Annotated in this window: 18 protein-coding genes and 1 pseudogene; 13 read left to right on the top strand and 6 right to left on the bottom strand. The window is 67.7% G+C overall.

Annotated elements, in window-relative coordinates:
• Positions 1-15 precede the first annotated feature (15 nt).
• From QWJ38_RS17265 to icd, 11 genes and pseudogenes are all read left to right on the top strand, one after another.
• Complete coding sequence (locus QWJ38_RS17265) at positions 16-2,244, top strand: heavy metal translocating P-type ATPase (protein ID WP_290360341.1); 2,229 nt, start codon at positions 16-18, stop codon at positions 2,242-2,244.
• Between the two features lies 1 nt (position 2,245).
• Positions 2,246-2,380 (top strand): annotated as a pseudogene (gene ccoS / locus QWJ38_RS17260) (cbb3-type cytochrome oxidase assembly protein CcoS); the annotation flags it as partial.
• 95 nt (positions 2,381-2,475) lie between these two features.
• Positions 2,476-3,915 carry a cytochrome-c oxidase, cbb3-type subunit I gene (gene ccoN, locus QWJ38_RS17255; protein ID WP_290360340.1) on the top strand — a complete coding sequence of 480 codons (1,440 nt, stop codon included), beginning with the start codon at positions 2,476-2,478 and terminating at the stop codon, positions 3,913-3,915.
• A gap of 12 nt (positions 3,916-3,927) precedes the next feature.
• Positions 3,928-4,551, top strand: coding sequence for a cytochrome-c oxidase, cbb3-type subunit II (ccoO, locus tag QWJ38_RS17250; protein ID WP_290360339.1), 624 nt, complete (start codon positions 3,928-3,930; stop codon positions 4,549-4,551).
• Between the two features lie 11 nt (positions 4,552-4,562).
• Entirely contained in the window at positions 4,563-4,721 is a 159-nt protein-coding gene (locus tag QWJ38_RS17245; RefSeq protein WP_290360338.1) for a cbb3-type cytochrome oxidase subunit 3, read from the top strand.
• Positions 4,718-5,644, top strand: coding sequence for a cytochrome-c oxidase, cbb3-type subunit III (gene ccoP / locus QWJ38_RS17240; protein WP_290360337.1), 927 nt, complete (start codon positions 4,718-4,720; stop codon positions 5,642-5,644). Before QWJ38_RS17245 ends, ccoP begins: the two co-directional genes overlap by 4 nt.
• Entirely contained in the window at positions 5,634-7,073 is a 1,440-nt protein-coding gene (ccoG, locus tag QWJ38_RS17235; RefSeq protein WP_290360336.1) for a cytochrome c oxidase accessory protein CcoG, read from the top strand. The genes ccoP and ccoG overlap by 11 nt, the downstream gene beginning before the upstream one ends.
• 31 nt (positions 7,074-7,104) lie before the next feature.
• Entirely contained in the window at positions 7,105-7,344 is a 240-nt protein-coding gene (locus QWJ38_RS17230; RefSeq protein ID WP_290360335.1) for a hypothetical protein, read from the top strand.
• A complete protein-coding gene (locus QWJ38_RS17225) occupies positions 7,341-7,646 on the top strand; it encodes a hypothetical protein (protein ID WP_290360334.1) in 306 nt (101 codons plus the stop codon). Before QWJ38_RS17230 ends, QWJ38_RS17225 begins: the two co-directional genes overlap by 4 nt.
• Before the next feature lie 19 nt (positions 7,647-7,665).
• On the top strand, positions 7,666-8,367 hold the full coding sequence (locus QWJ38_RS17220; protein WP_290360333.1) for a sulfite exporter TauE/SafE family protein: 702 nt from the start codon (positions 7,666-7,668) through the stop codon (positions 8,365-8,367).
• 84 nt (positions 8,368-8,451) lie between these two features.
• Positions 8,452-9,705 carry an NADP-dependent isocitrate dehydrogenase gene (icd, locus tag QWJ38_RS17215; RefSeq protein ID WP_290360332.1) on the top strand — a complete coding sequence of 418 codons (1,254 nt, stop codon included), beginning with the start codon at positions 8,452-8,454 and terminating at the stop codon, positions 9,703-9,705.
• 370 nt (positions 9,706-10,075) lie between these two features.
• Here icd and QWJ38_RS17210 read toward each other — a convergent pair whose 3' ends face one another.
• On the bottom strand, positions 10,076-10,333 hold the full coding sequence (locus QWJ38_RS17210) for a cold shock domain-containing protein (RefSeq protein WP_290360331.1): 258 nt from the start codon (positions 10,331-10,333) through the stop codon (positions 10,076-10,078).
• 245 nt (positions 10,334-10,578) lie between these two features.
• Here QWJ38_RS17210 and clpS point away from each other — a divergent pair, with 245 nt between their 5' ends.
• Both clpS and clpA read left to right on the top strand, forming a co-directional pair.
• Positions 10,579-10,935, top strand: coding sequence for an ATP-dependent Clp protease adapter ClpS (clpS, locus tag QWJ38_RS17205; protein WP_290360330.1), 357 nt, complete (start codon positions 10,579-10,581; stop codon positions 10,933-10,935).
• On the top strand, positions 10,932-13,256 hold the full coding sequence (clpA, locus tag QWJ38_RS17200) for an ATP-dependent Clp protease ATP-binding subunit ClpA (protein ID WP_290360329.1): 2,325 nt from the start codon (positions 10,932-10,934) through the stop codon (positions 13,254-13,256). Before clpS ends, clpA begins: the two co-directional genes overlap by 4 nt.
• Before the next feature lie 3 nt (positions 13,257-13,259).
• Here the strand turns inward: clpA and QWJ38_RS17195 are convergent, their stop codons facing one another.
• The 5 genes from QWJ38_RS17195 to QWJ38_RS17175 are packed head-to-tail and all read right to left on the bottom strand — an operon-like array spanning position 13,260 to position 16,439.
• A complete protein-coding gene (locus tag QWJ38_RS17195) occupies positions 13,260-14,018 on the bottom strand; it encodes a M90 family metallopeptidase (protein WP_290360328.1) in 759 nt (252 codons plus the stop codon).
• A 3-nt stretch (positions 14,019-14,021) separates the two neighbouring features.
• A complete protein-coding gene (locus QWJ38_RS17190; RefSeq protein WP_290360327.1) occupies positions 14,022-14,813 on the bottom strand; it encodes a UDP-2,3-diacylglucosamine diphosphatase in 792 nt (263 codons plus the stop codon).
• Entirely contained in the window at positions 14,803-15,309 is a 507-nt protein-coding gene (locus QWJ38_RS17185; RefSeq protein WP_290360326.1) for a peptidylprolyl isomerase, read from the bottom strand. The genes QWJ38_RS17190 and QWJ38_RS17185 overlap by 11 nt, the downstream gene beginning before the upstream one ends.
• Positions 15,306-15,878, bottom strand: coding sequence for a peptidylprolyl isomerase (locus QWJ38_RS17180; protein WP_290360325.1), 573 nt, complete (start codon positions 15,876-15,878; stop codon positions 15,306-15,308). Before QWJ38_RS17180 ends, QWJ38_RS17185 begins: the two co-directional genes overlap by 4 nt.
• Positions 15,879-15,932: 54 nt before the next feature.
• Complete coding sequence (locus tag QWJ38_RS17175; RefSeq protein ID WP_290360324.1) at positions 15,933-16,439, bottom strand: tetratricopeptide repeat protein; 507 nt, start codon at positions 16,437-16,439, stop codon at positions 15,933-15,935.
• Positions 16,440-16,627 lie beyond the last annotated feature (188 nt).

Raw genomic sequence — 16,627 nt, 5'->3', positions numbered from 1 at the left:
TTGGCCGACACCACGATGAGCACTGCCCAAGCCCTGGCTGGCGACGAACTCGATCTGCTGGCCCCGTTCTCGCGCTTTCTCGGCGAAGGCGCCGCCGAATCGCAGTTCCAGCTCGCCGGCCTGCATTGCGCGGCCTGTGCCGGCATCATCGAAAGCGCCTTGCTCGAGCTGCCGGGCGTCCAATCGGCCACCGTCAACGCCGCCAGCGCGCGGCTCAGTCTGCGCTGGCGCCCGGCCCAGATCGGCCTGGCCGGCGTGCTGGCGCGCATCGAGCAGGCCGGCTATCGCGCGGCCCCCGATGCGGCCGCCCCGGCGCGCGAGCTGCGCCGGGCCGAGCAGCGTCAGGTCTTGTGGCGCCTGGTCGTGGCCGGCTTCCTGATGATGCAGGTGATGATGATGGCGGCGCCGGCCTATTTCGCCGAGCCCGGCGATCTGAGCCCCGATCTGGCGCGCCTGCTGCAATGGGCCAGCTGGGTGCTGAGCCTGCCGGTGCTGCTGTTCTCGGCCGGCCCCTTCTTTGGCAGTGCCTGGCGCCAGCTGCGCCTGGGTCGGCTGGGCATGGACGTGCCGGTCGCGCTGGGTCTGTTGGTCACCTTTGCCGCCAGCAGCGCCGCGCTGTTCGAGCCGGGCGGCCCCTTCGGCGACGAGGTCTACTTCGATTCGCTGACGATGTTCGTCAGCTTCCTGCTGGCCGGTCGCTATCTGGAGTTGCGCGCGCGCCACCGCGCGGCCGAGGCGCTGGAGCGGGCCGACGCGGCCCTGCCGGAGTCGGTCGAGCGCATCGAAGCCGACGGCAGCTGCAGCCGGGTCGTACCGGCGCGGCTGCAGGTCGGCGATCTGGTGCGCGTGTTCGCCGGCCAGGCCTTCCCGGCCGACGGGCGGGTGGAGCAGGGCGCCAGCAGCGCCGACGAGGCGCTGCTCAGCGGCGAATCGCTGCCGGTGGCCAAGGCCTGCGGCGACGAGGTCGTCGCCGCCAGCATGAATCTGTCGGCACCGCTGCTGGTGCGCGTGCTGCGGGTCGGGCCGGACACGCGGCAGGCGGCGATCCAGCGCCTGGTGCGCGAGGCGATGACGCAGCGCCCGGCCGCGACGGCGCTGGCCGAGCGGGTTGCCGGGCCATTTCTGTGGAGTGTGCTGCTGCTGGCGGCCGGCGGCGCGCTGCTGTGGAGCTGGATCGATCCGGCGCGCGCGGTCTGGGTCGCGGTCTCGGTGCTGATCGTCACCTGCCCCTGCGCGCTGTCGCTGGCCACCCCGGCCGCCTGGCTAGCCGCCACCGGCGCGCTGGCGCGACGCGGGCTGCTGCTGCGCCGGCTCGAACTGCTGGAGCTGCTGTGCGGCATCGACACGGTGGTACTGGACAAGACCGGCACGCTGAGCCTGGAGACGATCGACCTGCTCGAATTCGGCGTCGACGGCGATCCGGCGGCCGACGCGGCGCCGCTGCTCGCCGGCGCGCGGGCGCTGGCCGCGCATTCGCAGCATCCGCTGGCGCGCGCGCTGGCCGGCGAGGCGCGGGCCGAGGGCTGGCAGGAGCTGCGGGAACTGCCCGGCCTGGGCCTGGAGGCGCTCGATGCGCAGGGGCGGCGTTGGAGGCTCGGCGCGCCGGCCTGGGTCGGCGGCGGCGTCGGCATCGGCGAGCCGGACGTGCAGATGGCCTTTGCCGCGGTCGAGGAGCGGGGTCAGGTCTTGTGGCTGCGCTTCGGCGAAACCCTGAGGCCCGATGCGGCGGCGGCGGTCGAGCGCCTGCGCCGGCTCGGCCTGCTCACGGTGCTGCTGTCCGGCGATGCACCGGCGCGCGCGGCGCGGCTGGCGCGTCAGGCCGGCATCGACGAGAGCCATGGCCATGCCAGCCCGGCCGACAAGCTGGCCCATGTGGCACGGCTGCAGGGGGAGGGCCGCTGCGTGCTGATGGTCGGCGACGGCGTCAACGATGCGCCGGTGCTGGCGCGCGCCGATGCCAGCATCGTGATGGGTTCCGGTGCCATGCTGGCGCGCGCCAGCGCCGATGCGCTGCTGCTCTCGGGCCGTCTGCTCGAGATCGCGCAGGCGCGCGAGCTGGCGCTGCGCACGCGCCGCATCGTGCGCCAGAACCTCGGCTGGGCGGCCGCCTACAACGCGGCCTGCATCCCGCTGGCCCTGCTGGGCTGGCTGCCGCCCTGGGCCGCGGGCCTGGGCATGGCGGCCAGCTCCCTGTTTGTTGTATTGAATGCACAGCGGCTTGCGCGAGCGCAAGCGCCGGCTTGAAATGGACATCCTCTATCTGTTGATCCCGCTCTCGGTCCTGCTCGTCCTTATCATCGTTGGCGTGTTGGGCTGGGCCATCCACGACGGCCAGCTCGACGATCTCGAGCATGAGGGAGCGCGGATCTTGCGGGACGATGCGGCGCCCGAAGCGGCGGCACTGGCAGTAGCCGGCGCACAGCGGGATCGCGACAAGGTCTGACGTCATTGGCCACCGAGCCGGGGAGATGCGCGATGGAAGCTGGGACTTCGTCGAGAGACGCGGTTAGTTACGAGGATGGCGTCGTACGCGCTTTTGCGCTGGCGGCGGTGCTCTGGGGCATTGTCGGCATGCTGGTCGGCGCGCTGATCGCCGCGCAGCTGACCTGGCCCGAACTGAACTTCGGCATCCCCTGGCTCAGCTACGGCCGCTTGCGGCCGCTGCACACCAACGCGGTGATCTTCGCCTTCGGTGGCTGCACGCTGTTCGCCACCGCCTACCACGTCGTGCAGCGCACTGGCTACACGCGGCTGTTCGCGCCCAAGCTGGCCTGGTTCACCTTCTGGGGCTGGCAGGCGGTGATCGTCGCCGCGGCCATCACGCTGCCGCTGGGCATGACCTCGGGCAAGGAATACGCAGAGCTCGAATGGCCGATCGACATCCTGATCACCCTGGTCTGGGTCAGCTACGCGATCGTGTTCTTCGGCACCGTCGGCATGCGCAAGGTCAGGCACATCTATGTGGCCAACTGGTTCTTCGGCGCCTTCATCATTGCCGTGGCCCTGCTGCACGTGGTCAACAGCGCCGCGCTGCCGGTCAGCCTGACCAAGAGCTACTCGGCCTATGCCGGCGTGCAGGACGCGATGGTGCAGTGGTGGTACGGCCATAACGCGGTCGGCTTCTTCCTGACCGCCGGCTTCCTGGGCATGATGTACTACTACATCCCCAAGCAGGCGAACCGCCCCGTCTACAGCTACCGCCTGTCCATCGTCCACTTCTGGGCGCTGATCTTCACCTATATGTGGGCCGGCCCGCACCATCTGCACTACACGGCGCTGCCGGACTGGGCGCAGAGCGTGGGCATGGTGTTCTCGCTGGTGCTCCTGGCGCCCAGCTGGGGCGGCATGATCAACGGCATCATGACCTTGAGCGGCGCCTGGCACAAGCTGCGCGACGACCCGATCCTGAAGTTCCTGATCGTCTCGCTGAGCTTCTACGGCATGTCGACCTTCGAGGGCCCGATGATGTCGATCAAGACGGTCAATGCGCTGTCGCACTACACCGACTGGACCATCGGCCATGTGCACAGCGGCGCGCTCGGTTGGGTGGGCCTGATCTCGATGGGTTCGCTCTACCACCTGATCCCGCGCATGTACGGCCGCACGCAGATGTACAGCGTGCGCGCGATCGAGCTGCACTTCTGGATCGCGACCCTGGGCATCGTGCTCTACATCGCCGCGATGTGGATCGCCGGCGTGATGCAGGGCCTGATGTGGCGCGCGGTCAACCCCGACGGCAGCCTGGTCTACACCTTCGTCGAGAGCGTCAAGGCGACCTTCCCCTTCTACGTCGTGCGCCTGCTCGGCGGCCTCTTGTACCTGGGCGGCATGGTCGTGATGGCCTGGAACGTGGTGATGACCATGCGCATATCGAAACCGGCGTCGGCCCCGATCCCGGCCGTCGCAGCCGCCTGAGGAGGAAACGAGATGGCTCACAGTCACGCCAAACCGACCGGTCACGAGCGCATCGAGACCAGCAACTTCCTGATGATCGTGCTGGTGCTGCTGACGGTCGCCGTCGGCGGCGCGGTCGAGATCGTGCCGCTGTTCTTCCAGCGCTCGACGACGCAGGCGGTCGAGGGGCTTAAGCCCTACACACCGCTGCAGCTGGCCGGCCGCGATGTCTATGTGCGCGAGGGCTGCTACAACTGCCATTCGCAGATGATCCGCCCCTTCCGCGCCGAGACGCTGCGCTACGGCCACTACTCGACGGCCGGCGAGTTCGTCTACGACCATCCATTCCAGTGGGGCAGCAAGCGCACCGGCCCCGATCTGCACCGCGTCGGCGGCAAGTACAGCGACGAGTGGCACCGCATCCACCTGATCAATCCGCGCGATCTGGTGCCCGAGTCCAATATGCCGGCCTATCCCTGGCTGGCCAGCAGCCTGCTGGAACCCGGCGAGATGGCGCCGAAGCTGAAGGCGCTGCGCACCCTCGGCGTGCCTTATAGCGACGCCGACATCGCCGGCGCCGCTGAAGGCGTCAAGGGCCGCAGCGAGCTCGATGCGGTGATCGCCTATCTGCAGGTGCTCGGCACCGCGGTGAAGTAGGGGAGCCCGCAATGGACATCAACATCCTGCGCATTGCCGTCACCCTGGTCTCGCTGCTGGCCTTCCTGGCCATCGTGCTGTGGGCCTATTCCAAGCGCAACAAGGCGGACTTCGACCGGCTGGCCCATCTGGCCCTGGACGAGCACGACACCGACGGGAGGGTTTCATGAGCGACTTTTTCTCCAGCGCCTGGTCCTGGTATGTGGCGATCGCCACCGTCGCCGCGCTGATCTTCTGCCTGGCGATGCTGATCATCGCCAGCCGCCGCAAGGTCGTGCCCGGCGTCGACGACAACAGCACCGGCCATGTCTGGGACGAGGACCTGCGCGAGCTGAACAACCCGCTGCCGCGCTGGTGGATGGTGCTGTTCGTGCTGACCATCGTGTTTGCCGCCGTCTATCTGTTTGCCTATCCGGGCCTGGGCAGCGCCAAGGGCAGCCTGAGCTGGAGCAGCGCCGGCGAATACCAGGCCGAGCAGGCCGCGGCGCGCCAGGAAATGAGCGTCGTCTACGCGAAGTTCAGCGGCAAGCCCTTCGAGCAGCTCGCTCACGACGCCTCGGCGATGGCGATCGGCGAGCGCCTGTTCGCCAACAACTGCGCCGGCTGCCATGGCTCCGACGCCAAGGGCAGCAAGGGCTTTCCCAATCTGACCGACAGCGACTGGCTCTACGGCGGCTCGCCCGAGGCCATCGTCGAGACCATCACCAAGGGCCGCAACGGCGTGATGCCGCCGATGGCCGCGGCGGTGGGCACCGCCGAGGACGTGCGCAATGTCGCCAACTATGTGCTGAGCCTGTCCGGCAGCCCGCACAATGCGATCGCGGCCCAGCTGGGCAAGGCCAAGTTCGGCGCCTGCGCCGCCTGCCACGGCCCGACCGGCGGCGGCAACCAGGCGCTCGGTGCCCCGAATCTGCGCGACAAGATCTGGCTGCACGGCTGGGGCGAGGACGCGGTGATCGCGATGATCAACCAGGGCAAGAACAACCAGATGCCGGCCCATGGCACGCGCCTGAACCCCGAACAGATCCAGCTGCTGGGCGCCTATGTCTGGAGCCTGTCGCAGTCCAAGCTCGTGGCGGCGAATGGCCAGTAGCGACGCCAGCCCGCCTGTCGAGGGCAAGACCGAGGTCATCTGGCTCTACGAAGCCCAGCAGAAAATCCATCCGCGCTCGGTCACGGGCCGCTTTGCCAACTGGCGCTGGGCCCTGGTCTGGTTCACTCAAGCGTTGTTCTACGGCCTGCCCTGGCTGCAGTGGAACGAGCGCCAACTGGTGCTCTTCGACCTGGCCAGTCGGCGCTTCTATATCTTCGGCCTGGTGCTGTATCCGCAGGACTTCATCTACCTGACGGTGCTGCTGCTGATTGCCGCCTACGGCCTGTTCCTGTTCACCGCCGTCGCCGGGCGGCTGTGGTGCGGCTTCGCCTGCCCGCAGACGGTCTATACCGAGATCTTCCTCTGGATCGAGAAGCTGTTCGAGGGCGATCGGCAGAAGCGCATCAAGCTCGACGCCGCGCCCTGGAGCTTCGACAAGCTCTGGCGCAAGGGCGGCAAGCATGCGGTCTGGATCGCGCTGGGCCTGTGGACCGGCTTCACCTTCGTCGGCTACTTCACCCCGATCAAGCAGCTCTGGGCCGAGGCCTTCACCCTGGGCTTCGGGCCCTGGGAATGGTTCTGGGTGCTGTTCTACGGTTTCGCCACCTACGGCAATGCGGGCTTCATGCGCGAACAGGTCTGCAAGTACATGTGCCCCTATGCGCGCTTCCAGAGCGCGATGTTCGACAAGGACACGCTGATCATCAGCTACGACGCCGAACGCGGCGAGCCGCGCGGCTCGCGCTCGAAGAAGGCCGATCCGAAGGAGCTGGGCCTGGGCTCCTGCATCGACTGCACCCTGTGCGTGCAGGTCTGCCCGACCGGCATCGACATCCGCGAGGGCCTGCAATACGAGTGCATCGGCTGTGCCGCCTGCATCGATGTCTGCGACGGCGTGATGGACAAGATGGGCTACCCGCGCGGCCTGATCCGCTACGACACCGAGAACGGCCTGGCCCAGCACCTGAGCCGCGCGCAGAAGCTCAGGCGCGTGCTGCGCCCGCGCGTGCTGATCTACGGCAGCGTGCTGATCATCGTGTCGACCGCGCTGCTGGCCAGCCTCTTGATGCGCAGCCCGGTCAAGCTCGATGTGGTGCGCGATCGCGCGGTGCTGGCCCGCCTGGTCGAGGACGGCTATATCGAGAACCTCTACCGGCTGCAGCTGATGAACGCGACCGAACGCGCGCAGCGCTACCGCATCGGCGTCGAGGGCCTGGAGGGCATCGCGCTGGCCAAACCGATGGAACTGACGCTCAGCGCGGCCGAGGCGCGCTGGGTCGCGGTGGCCGTGCGCGTGCCGCCGCAGACGGCGGCCCAGGCGGGTGCCGGCGCCCACACGATCCGCTTCCGGCTCGAGCCGCTGGAGGCAGGGCAGGGCGGACCGGCCCAGGGGCCGCAGGAAAAGTCGACATTCGTGGTGCCGCGCTAGCCCCGGGCGGCGCGGCAGGAAGGAGAAGATCATGAGCCAGCAGACAGCGCAGCAAGACGGCGGGACGCCGCGACCCTGGTGGCGCGAGGCGACGATGTGGCTGGTCGTCGGAGGGCCGGCGCTGGTCGTCGTTGCCGGCATCCTGACCCTGGTGCTGGCGCTGCGCTATCCGGATCCGGTGCTGGACGAGAAGCCGGCCGCCAAGACCTCGGCCGCCCAGCTGCCGGCGGGCAAGGCGCGCAACCACGCGGCCACGGGCGGCCAGCAATGAGTCTGGACGAGCGCGCGCTGCAGCCGGGGCCGACCTCGCGCCTGTCGCGGCTGGCAATGGCGGTGCTGTGGCCCTCCTTCCTGATGTCGGGCGTGCTGGAGGTGCTGGTCTTTGCCGTCATCGATCCCGGCGATATGAACTGGTTCGGCGGCGCGCCGATCGATCTGCCGCGCCAGGCGATCTACACGCTGAGCTTCCTGATCTTCTGGCTGCTCATCTCGCTGGCCGCCAGCCTCAGCCTGCTGCTGGTGACCATGCCCGACCCACCGGCGCGACCGCACCCGCGGCAATGGCCGCGCTGACGGGGCGGGAGCGGCGAGCATGCTCGATCTGGGCCTGGCGGCCTCCGCCGCGCTGATGGGGCTGGCGGGCACGCCGCATTGCCTGGCGATGTGCGGTGCCGCCTGCAGCGCGGCCGGTGGCGGGCGCAGCGTGTCGGCAGGTTTCCAGCTCGGCCGCCTGCTCGGCTATGCGGCCGCCGGCGCCGCCGCGGCCGCCGGCGTGCAACTGCTGGGCCAGCTCGGCGAGGCCTCGGCCCTGCTGCGGCCGCTGTGGGTGCTGGTGCATGCGGCGGCGTTGCTGCTGGGCCTGGCGCTGCTGTGGCGCGGCCGCCAGCCGGCCTGGCTGGAAAACCTCGGGCAGGGCGCCAGCCGGCAGTTCGGCGCACCGGCCGCCGCGCTGCGCGCTGGCGGCGTGGCGCTGGCGGCGCCGTCCACGGCCTCGCTGCGCTCCGGGCTGATCGGCCTGGCCTGGGTCGCCTGGCCCTGCGGCCTGCTGCAATCGGCGCTGCTGGTCGCGGCGCTGGCCTCCGGGCCCCTGGCCGGTGCCGGCGTGATGAGCGCGTTCGCGCTGTGCTCGGGAGCCGGCCTGGCGCTGGGCCCGCTGCTGCTGGCGCGCAGCGGCATCGGCCCGCATAGGGGGCCCGGCCTGGCGGTACGCCTGGGCGGCCTGGGCCTGGCGGCCGCATCGGCCTGGGCGCTGGGCCAGGGGCTGTGGCAGCAGATCGAGCCCTATTGCCGTTGACCGGGCGGCGGGTCGCCCCGAGGGGGCGACATAGAATCAAATTTCAGCAGCATCCCCATCCCGTTCCCGCGGAGAAGACCCGATATGAGCCAACACGTCCAGGTGCCGGAAGGCGGCCAGAAGATCACCGTCAACGCCGACTTCTCGCTCAATGTGCCCGATCAGCCGATCATCCCCTTCATCGAGGGTGATGGCACCGGCCTGGACATCACGCCGGTGATGCTGAAGGTGGTCGACGCCGCGGTCGCCAAGGCCTATGGCGGCCGCAGGAAGATCCACTGGATGGAGATCTACGCCGGCGAGAAATCGACCCGCGTCTACGGCCCCGATGTTTGGCTGCCCGAGGAAACGCTGCAGGCGGTCAAGGACTATGTGGTCTCGATCAAGGGCCCGCTGACGACGCCGGTCGGCGGCGGCATCCGCTCGCTGAACGTCGCGCTGCGCCAGGAGCTGGACCTCTATGTCTGCCTGCGCCCGGTGCAGTATTTCGACGGCGTGCCCAGCCCGGTCAAGGAGCCGCACAAGGTCGACATGGTGATCTTCCGTGAGAACTCGGAGGACATCTACGCCGGCATCGAATACGAGGCCGAGAGCGAGAAGGCGAAGAAGCTGATCCGCTTCCTGCAGGAGGAACTGGGCGCCAAGAAGATCCGCTTCCCCGAGACCTCGGGCATCGGCGTCAAGCCGGTCTCGCGCGAGGGCACCGAGCGCCTGGTGCGCAAGGCGATCCAGTACGCGATCGACAACAACAAGCCCAGCGTGACCCTGGTCCACAAGGGCAATATCATGAAGTTCACCGAGGGCGGCTTTCGCGACTGGGGCTATGCGCTGGCGCAGAAGGAGTTCGGCGCCCAGCCGATCGACGGCGGCCCCTGGTGCAAGCTGAAGAACCCGAAGACCGGCAAGGAAATCACGATCAAGGACTCGATCGCCGATGCCTTCCTGCAGCAGATCATCCTGCGCCCGGCCGAATATTCGGTCATCGCCACGCTGAACCTGAACGGCGACTACATCTCCGACGCGTTGGCCGCCCAGGTCGGCGGTATCGGCATCGCCCCGGGCGCGAACATGAGCGACTCGGTCGCGATGTTCGAGGCCACCCATGGCACCGCGCCCAAATACGCCGGCAAGGACTATGTGAACCCCGGCTCCGAGATCCTGTCGGCCGAGATGATGCTGCGCCATATGGGCTGGACCGAGGCCGCCGACCTGATCATCTCGTCGATGGAAAAGGCCATCCTCAGCAAAAAGGTCACCTATGACTTTGCCCGCCTGATGGACGGCGCGACCCAGGTCTCCTGCTCGGCCTTCGGCCAGGTGATGATCGACCAGATGTAAGCGCTGGGCCGGCACCGCCTGCCATCGACCGCAAGCCCCGTGCCTCGGGCTCCATATCGCCGAGGCCGGCAGCCCAGCGGCGGCGCGCCGACCGTGTTTGCAACCGGCCTCATCCATATCACCGATATGGAGTCCGGTGCCGACGGTAGCCTGTACGTGCTCGAGTACGAGAGGAACGGCTTGCTTACGCCGGGCGACGCGGGCGCGCCGTGGCGCCTTGCCGCCGACGGCTCCCTCTACGTCTCCAACCATGGAGACAGCGCGGTGCTGATGTCCTCGCCCGCTTGGGTGGCTTCGCTCGGCATTCCGGAAATTTCGGAAATGCAAAAGGCCCGCAGATCGCGGGCCTTTTTCATCGAGCGCGGGGCGCTCAGGCGGCCTGACTCAGGCTGGACGCGCTCGCTTGCGCGGCGGCCGGCGGCGTGTCCAGTTGCACGATGTTCTGCGCCAGCTGGCCCTTGGGCCCCTGGACCAGGTCATAGCTGACCTGGCTGCCTTGCTTCAGCGTGCGGAATCCTTCCATCTGTATCGCCGAAAAATGGGCGAACACATCGTCGCCACCGGCCTCCGGTTCGATGAAGCCAAAACCCTTGGCGTCGTTGAACCACTTCACAGTCCCAATTGCCATCACAACTCCTCCATCCGGGTGTCTTATGCACCGGGACGGATTCTCAAATCCCTGTCAATCCCCTGTCAATTTGGGAACTGCCCGGTTGGGGGAGACCCGCGGTTGGCGGCAAAAAGGCCAGACCCTGGGTTGGTGCGCTGGCCGGTTTCGGCGCGGACGCTGCTCTTGTATTCGCGCCGGCCGGCGCCAGATGGAACAGAGCGCGGCGCCAAGCGGCTCAGACCCGCTGTCGATAGAATCGGAACATGCCAGATTTGCCCTCACAACCGCCGTCGCCGGCGGCTCCGAAGCCCGCCCGCGAGGACGGCGACGGCGTCACCACGGTCGAGCGGGTGCCGCAGAAAACCGAGCCGCCGCGCCTGTACCAGGTGCTGTTGCTGAACGACGATTTCACACCGATGGAGTTCGTCGTGATGGTTTTGCAGGAATATTTCCGTCATGACCTGGATACAGCGACCCAGATCATGCTCAAAATCCACCATGAGGGCCGCGGCGTGTGCGGCGTCTTCACGAAGGACGTCGCGGCCACGAAGGTGGAGTTGGTGCTGGCCGCCGCAAGGCGAGCCGGCCATCCTTTGCAGTGCATTATGGAGGCCGCATGATTGCGCAAGAGCTTGAAGTCAGCCTGCACATGGCGTTCGTGGAAGCACGTCAGCAGCGCCACGAATTCATCACCGTCGAGCACTTGCTGATGGCCCTGCTGGACAACCCCTCGGCCGCCGAAGTGCTGCGTGCCTGCTCCGCAAATCTGGACGATCTGCGCAAGAGCCTGGCCCAATTCATCAAGGAAAACACGCCCACCGTGGGCGGCACCGACGAGGTCGACACGCAGCCGACGCTGGGTTTCCAGCGGGTGATCCAGCGCGCGATCATGCATGTGCAGTCCACCGGCAGCGGCAAGAAGGAAGTGACCGGCGCGAACGTGCTGGTGGCGATCTTCGGCGAGAAGGACTCGCACGCGGTCTACTACCTGCACCAGCAGGGCGTGACCCGGCTGGACGTCGTCAACTTCATCGCCCACGGCATCAAGAAGAGCGAGCCGCCGGAGCCGCAAGGTGGCAGCAAAGGCGGCCAGGAGGGCGGCAGCGGCAGCGAGACCGAGCGCGAGGAGGCCGATGGCGGCCAGGGCAAGGGCTCGCCGCTGGAGCAGTTCACGCAGAACCTGAACCAGCTGGCCAAGGACGGCAAGATCGATCCGCTGATCGGCCGCGAGCTGGAGGTCGAGCGCGTCGTGCAGGTGCTGTGTCGTCGGCGCAAGAACAACCCGCTGCTGGTCGGCGAGGCCGGTGTCGGCAAGACCGCCATCGCGGAAGGCCTGGCCTGGCGCGTCACCGAGGGCGATGTGCCCGAGGTGCTGGCCGAGGCCGTCGTCTATTCGCTGGACATGGGGGCGCTGCTGGCCGGTACCAAGTACCGCGGCGATTTCGAGCAGCGGCTGAAGGCCGTCCTGAAGCAGCTGAAGGACCAGCCCAACGCGATTCTTTTCATCGACGAGATCCATACGCTGATCGGCGCCGGCGCCGCCTCAGGCGGCACCCTGGACGCGAGCAATCTGCTCAAGCCCGCCTTGAGCTCGGGCGCGATGAAGTGCATCGGCGCCACCACCTTCACCGAGTACCGTGGCATCTTCGAGAAGGATGCGGCGCTGTCGCGGCGCTTTCAGAAGGTCGATGTGGCGGAGCCCTCGGTCGAGCAGACGATCGAGATCCTGAAGGGTCTGAAGTCGCGCTTCGAGGAGCACCACAGCGTCAAGTACGCGCTCGGCGCGCTGCAGGCCGCGGCCGAGCTGTCGGCCAAGTACATCAATGACCGGCATCTGCCCGACAAGGCGATCGACGTCATCGACGAGGCCGGCGCGGCCCAGCGCATCCTGCCCAAGAGCAAGCAGAAGAAGACCATCACGCGGACCGAGGTCGAGGACATCGTCGCCAAGATCGCGCGCATCCCGCCCGCCTCGGTGTCGACCGACGATCGCGGCAAGCTGAAGAGCCTGGACCGCGATCTGAAGAGCGTGGTCTTCGGCCAGGATCCGGCCATCGACGCGCTGGCCGCCGCCATCAAGATGGCGCGTTCGGGCCTGGGCAAGCCGGACAAGCCGATCGGCAGCTTCCTGTTCAGCGGCCCGACCGGCGTCGGCAAGACCGAGGTCGCCAAGCAGCTGGCCTATATCCTGGGCATCGAGCTGATCCGCTTCGATATGTCCGAGTACATGGAGCGCCATGCGGTCAGCCGCCTGATCGGCGCGCCCCCCGGCTATGTCGGCTTCGATCAGGGCGGCCTGCTGACCGAGGCGGTGACGAAGAAGCCGCATGCGGTGCTGCTGCTCGACGAGATCGAGAAGGCGCATCCGGATGTCTTCAACGTGCTGCTGCAGGTGATGGACCATGGCGCGCTGACCGACAACAACGGGCGCAAGGCCGATTTCCGCAACATCATCATCATCATGACGACCAATGCGGGCGCCGAGACGATGAACAAGGCGACCATCGGCTTCACCAACGCCCGCCAGCAGGGCGACGAGATGGCCGACATCAAGCGCCTGTTCACGCCCGAGTTCCGCAATCGGCTCGATGCGACCGTGTCCTTCCGCGCGCTGGACGAGGAGATCATCCTGCGCGTGGTCGACAAGTTCCTGCTGCAGCTGGAGAGCCAGCTGCAGGAGAAGAAGGTCGAGGTCGCCTTCAGCGACGCCTTGCGCAAGCACCTGGCCAAGAAGGGCTTCGATCCGCTGATGGGTGCCCGGCCGATGCAGCGCCTGATCCAGGACACGATACGCCGCGCGCTGGCCGACGAACTGCTGTTCGGCCGTCTGGTCGACGGCGGGCGCCTGTCGGTCGATGTGGACGATCAGGGCGAGGTGCAGCTGGACATCCAGCCGAACAAGGCCAACAAGCCGAAACCGGAGCCGGCCACGGCCAGCTGATCTTCAGCCCTGCCTGAAGAAGTCCGAGAGCAGCCGGTACAGCGCCGGCTGCTCTTTTTTCATCGCCTCGGGGGCGATGAAGAAGGCCTCGACCGACACCGCGAAGAATTCCTCCAGCGCCTCGGCGCCATAGGGATCGATCAACGTGTCCTTGCCGGCGTCCACACGCTCGCAGAAGTCCTGCCACTCGGCCTCGATCACCGTCAGCCAAGCCGCGCGTGCGGCGCCGGAGGCCAGCGGCGGCACGCCATCGGCGATGCCGTCGCGCATATCGATGATGTGGGCGAACTCGTGGATGACGACGTTAAAGACGGTGTCCTCCTCCAGCCCGTCGCCGTCCATCGCCGACCAGCTGAGCATCAGCGGCCCGCCCTCCATCGCCTCGCCGGCGAGTTCCTCCTCGTACTGGTGGACAACGCCGTCCTCGTCGACAAACTCGCGCTGGGCGACGACCTCGTCCGCATGCATGACGATGCCGACAAAGCCCTCGTACCAGGCCAGGCCCAGGCGCAGGACCGGCAGGCAGGCCTGGGCGGCGACGGCCAGGGCGACCTCGTCGGTGACGACGAAGCCGCCGACACCGTGGAATTCCTTGCTGGCGAGGAAGAGCGAAGAGAGGCGCCGCAACTCGGCCTGATCCTCGGCGCTGCGCCGCGCCAGAAAGGGGTAGCGCAGCAGCGTCAGCTCCCACAGCGGATCGGGAATCGCGTGCCGCTCCAGCGCGCGCGACTCGCGCCAGCGGGCCCAGAGCCGGGAGATCATCGTTCAGGCCAGAGCTATGCGCCGCAGCCCGGCCCGGCGCAGTCGCAGCAGGTCGCCGCGCGGCGGCTCCGCCTCGAAGTCCCAGTCGGACAGCACATGGCGCTTCAGGCCATCGCCAAGATCATGCTCGCGCGGCCGGTGGGTGTGGCCATGGATCATCGCCGCGCAGCCAGCGGCGCGCAGCCATTGCCGGCAGGCCTCGGCGTCGAGGTCGGCCCAGAGTTCCTGGTCGGCTTGCTGGGCCTGGCTCGCGGCCCGCATCTGGCGGCCGATCTCGCGGCGCTCAGCCAGGGGCTTGGCCAGCAGCGCCGCCTGCCAGGCGGGGCTGCGCACCTGGGCCCGAAAGGCCTGGTAGGCCGTATCTTCCAGGCACAGCGCATCGCCATGGGTCAGCAGCCAGCGCTGGCCGAAGGCGTTCAGCACGGTCGGGTCGGCCAGGCCCTGCATGCCGCAGTCGGCCAGCATGTCCGGCCCGACCAGGAAGTCGCGGTTGCCGGCCATGAAGAAGAGCTGCAGCCGCCGGGATGCCGTGCGCAGCAGCGCCACGCATTGCGCCTCGAAGGGGTCATGGCGTGCGTCGTCGCCAACCCAGACCTCGAAGATGTCGCCCAGCAAAAAAACCGCCTCGGCGGCGGTTTCCCCGAGATGCCGGGCCAGCGCTTCGAAGGTGGCCGGGGTGTCGGGCGACAGGTGCAGATCGGACAGCAGGTCGATCCGGCGCCAATCGGCCGGTGCCCTCAGCTCGGCAAACTGGGGCAGGGCGGCGGGCCCTGCCGCTGCGGCATCAGGCAGCAACTTCGACCGCGCGCTCGATGATCACGTTTTCCAGCGGCACGTCGTCGTGGAAGCCCGAGCGGCCGGTCTTGACCTTCTCGATCTTGTCGACGATGTCCTTGCCCTCGATCACCTTGCCGAACACCGCATAGCCCCAGCCGGACGGCGACTCGGACTTGAAGTTCAGGAAGCCGTTGTTCGTGGTGTTGATGAAGAACTGGCTGGAGGCCGAATGCGGCGCATTGGTGCGCGCCATCGCCAAGGTGTAGTGCTCGTTGGTCAGGCCGTTGTTGGCCTCGTTCTGGATCGGCGCATCGGTCGGCTTTTGCTTCATGCCGACTTCCATGCCGCCGCCCTGGATCATGAAGCCCTTGATGACGCGATGGAAGATCGTGCCGTCGTAATGGCCCTTGCGCACATAGGCGAGGAAGTTCTCGGTCGAGACCGGGGCCTTGACCTCGTCCAGCTCGACCTTGATCAGGCCCTGGTTGGTATGCAGTTCGACGTATTTGCTCATTTCTTGGACTCCACAATGGCTTTGTTGATGATGACCGGCGTCAGCGGCACGTTCTGGTGACCGCCCTTGTCGCCGACGGGCACGGCGCGGATCTTGTCGACCACCTCCATGCCCTCGATCACCTGGCCGAACACGGCGTAGCCGAGGCCGTCGCGCGCATTGGCGGCGTCGAGGAAGGGGTTGTCGACGGTGTTGATGAAGAACTGGGCGGTGGCCGAGTTGGGGTCGGCGGTGCGCGCCATCGCGACGCTGCCGCGCAGGTTCTGCAGGCCGTTGCCGACCTCCAGCGGGATCGGCGCCTTGGTCGGCCTCTGTTCCATCTTGGTCGTGAAGCCGCCGCCCTGGATCATGAAGTTCTCGATCACGCGGTGGAAGACCGTGCCGTTGTAATGGCCGGCCTTCACGTACTGGATGAAGTTGGCGACCGATTTGGGGGCCTTCTGCGCATCGAGCTGGATGCGGATATCGCCCTGGTTGGTGCTCAGTTTGACGACCTGGGCCTGGGCGGCGGCCGTGAACAGCAGCGCAACGCCAAGGGCCAGGGCACGGCGGATGGAGGTGATCGGCATCGTTGGTAAGGGGTGGTTGGACGAAGCGAAAAACGATTGTCGCCCAGCTGTCGCTCAGGGCTTGCGCGCCGGTACCAACGCCTGCAGCAAGTCCTGCGTGCGCTTGAGCTTCAGGGCCAGCGGTTCCGAGGGCACGGCCAGCGCCGACTGCGCACGCTGGTAGGCGCGCAGCGCCAGACGTAGCAGCACGTCGCCGAGGTTTTCCTGCGCCTGCGCATGCTCGGGCTGCAGGCGCAGCGCCTGCTCCAGTTCCTGGCGCGCTTGGTCGAGCTCGCCGCGGCCGGCATGGATGACGGCCAGGTTGTTATAGGGGTCGGCCAGATCGGGGAAGTCCTGGGTCAGGCTCGTGAACAGATTCAGTGCCGCGTCCTGCTGGCCCATCTCCATCTGCATCACGCCCAGCGCGAAGCGCAGCTTGGGATCCTCGGGCGTCTTTTTAACGGCCGACTCCAGGGTCGCCACCGCCTGGGCGCGCTGGCCGGCCAGCCACTGCTTCTGCGCGTTCTCCAGATCGCCGGCACGCGCGGCGCCGCCGGCCAGGGCCAGCAGCAGAAACGTCAACAGCAGCGTTTGGAAACGGGGGCGGATTTGCATCGGCGGGACGATAAGCGGGTAGGCGGGCGGATTGTGCGGAAAAGCACCGTGGAGCAGGGCGGCTGCGGGCCCGTTGCGGGGCTGCCCGCGCCCACCCTGCCGGTATACTGACAATCATTCTAAGGCGCGCACGCCGCTCGGCTGCCCGGAGTCCG

Origin of the sequence: Roseateles violae (assembly GCF_030410485.1) — a bacterium.
GTDB classification, from domain to species: domain Bacteria; phylum Pseudomonadota; class Gammaproteobacteria; order Burkholderiales; family Burkholderiaceae_C; genus Roseateles_D; species Roseateles_D violae.
This window is presented reverse-complemented; position numbering and strand designations above follow the sequence as displayed.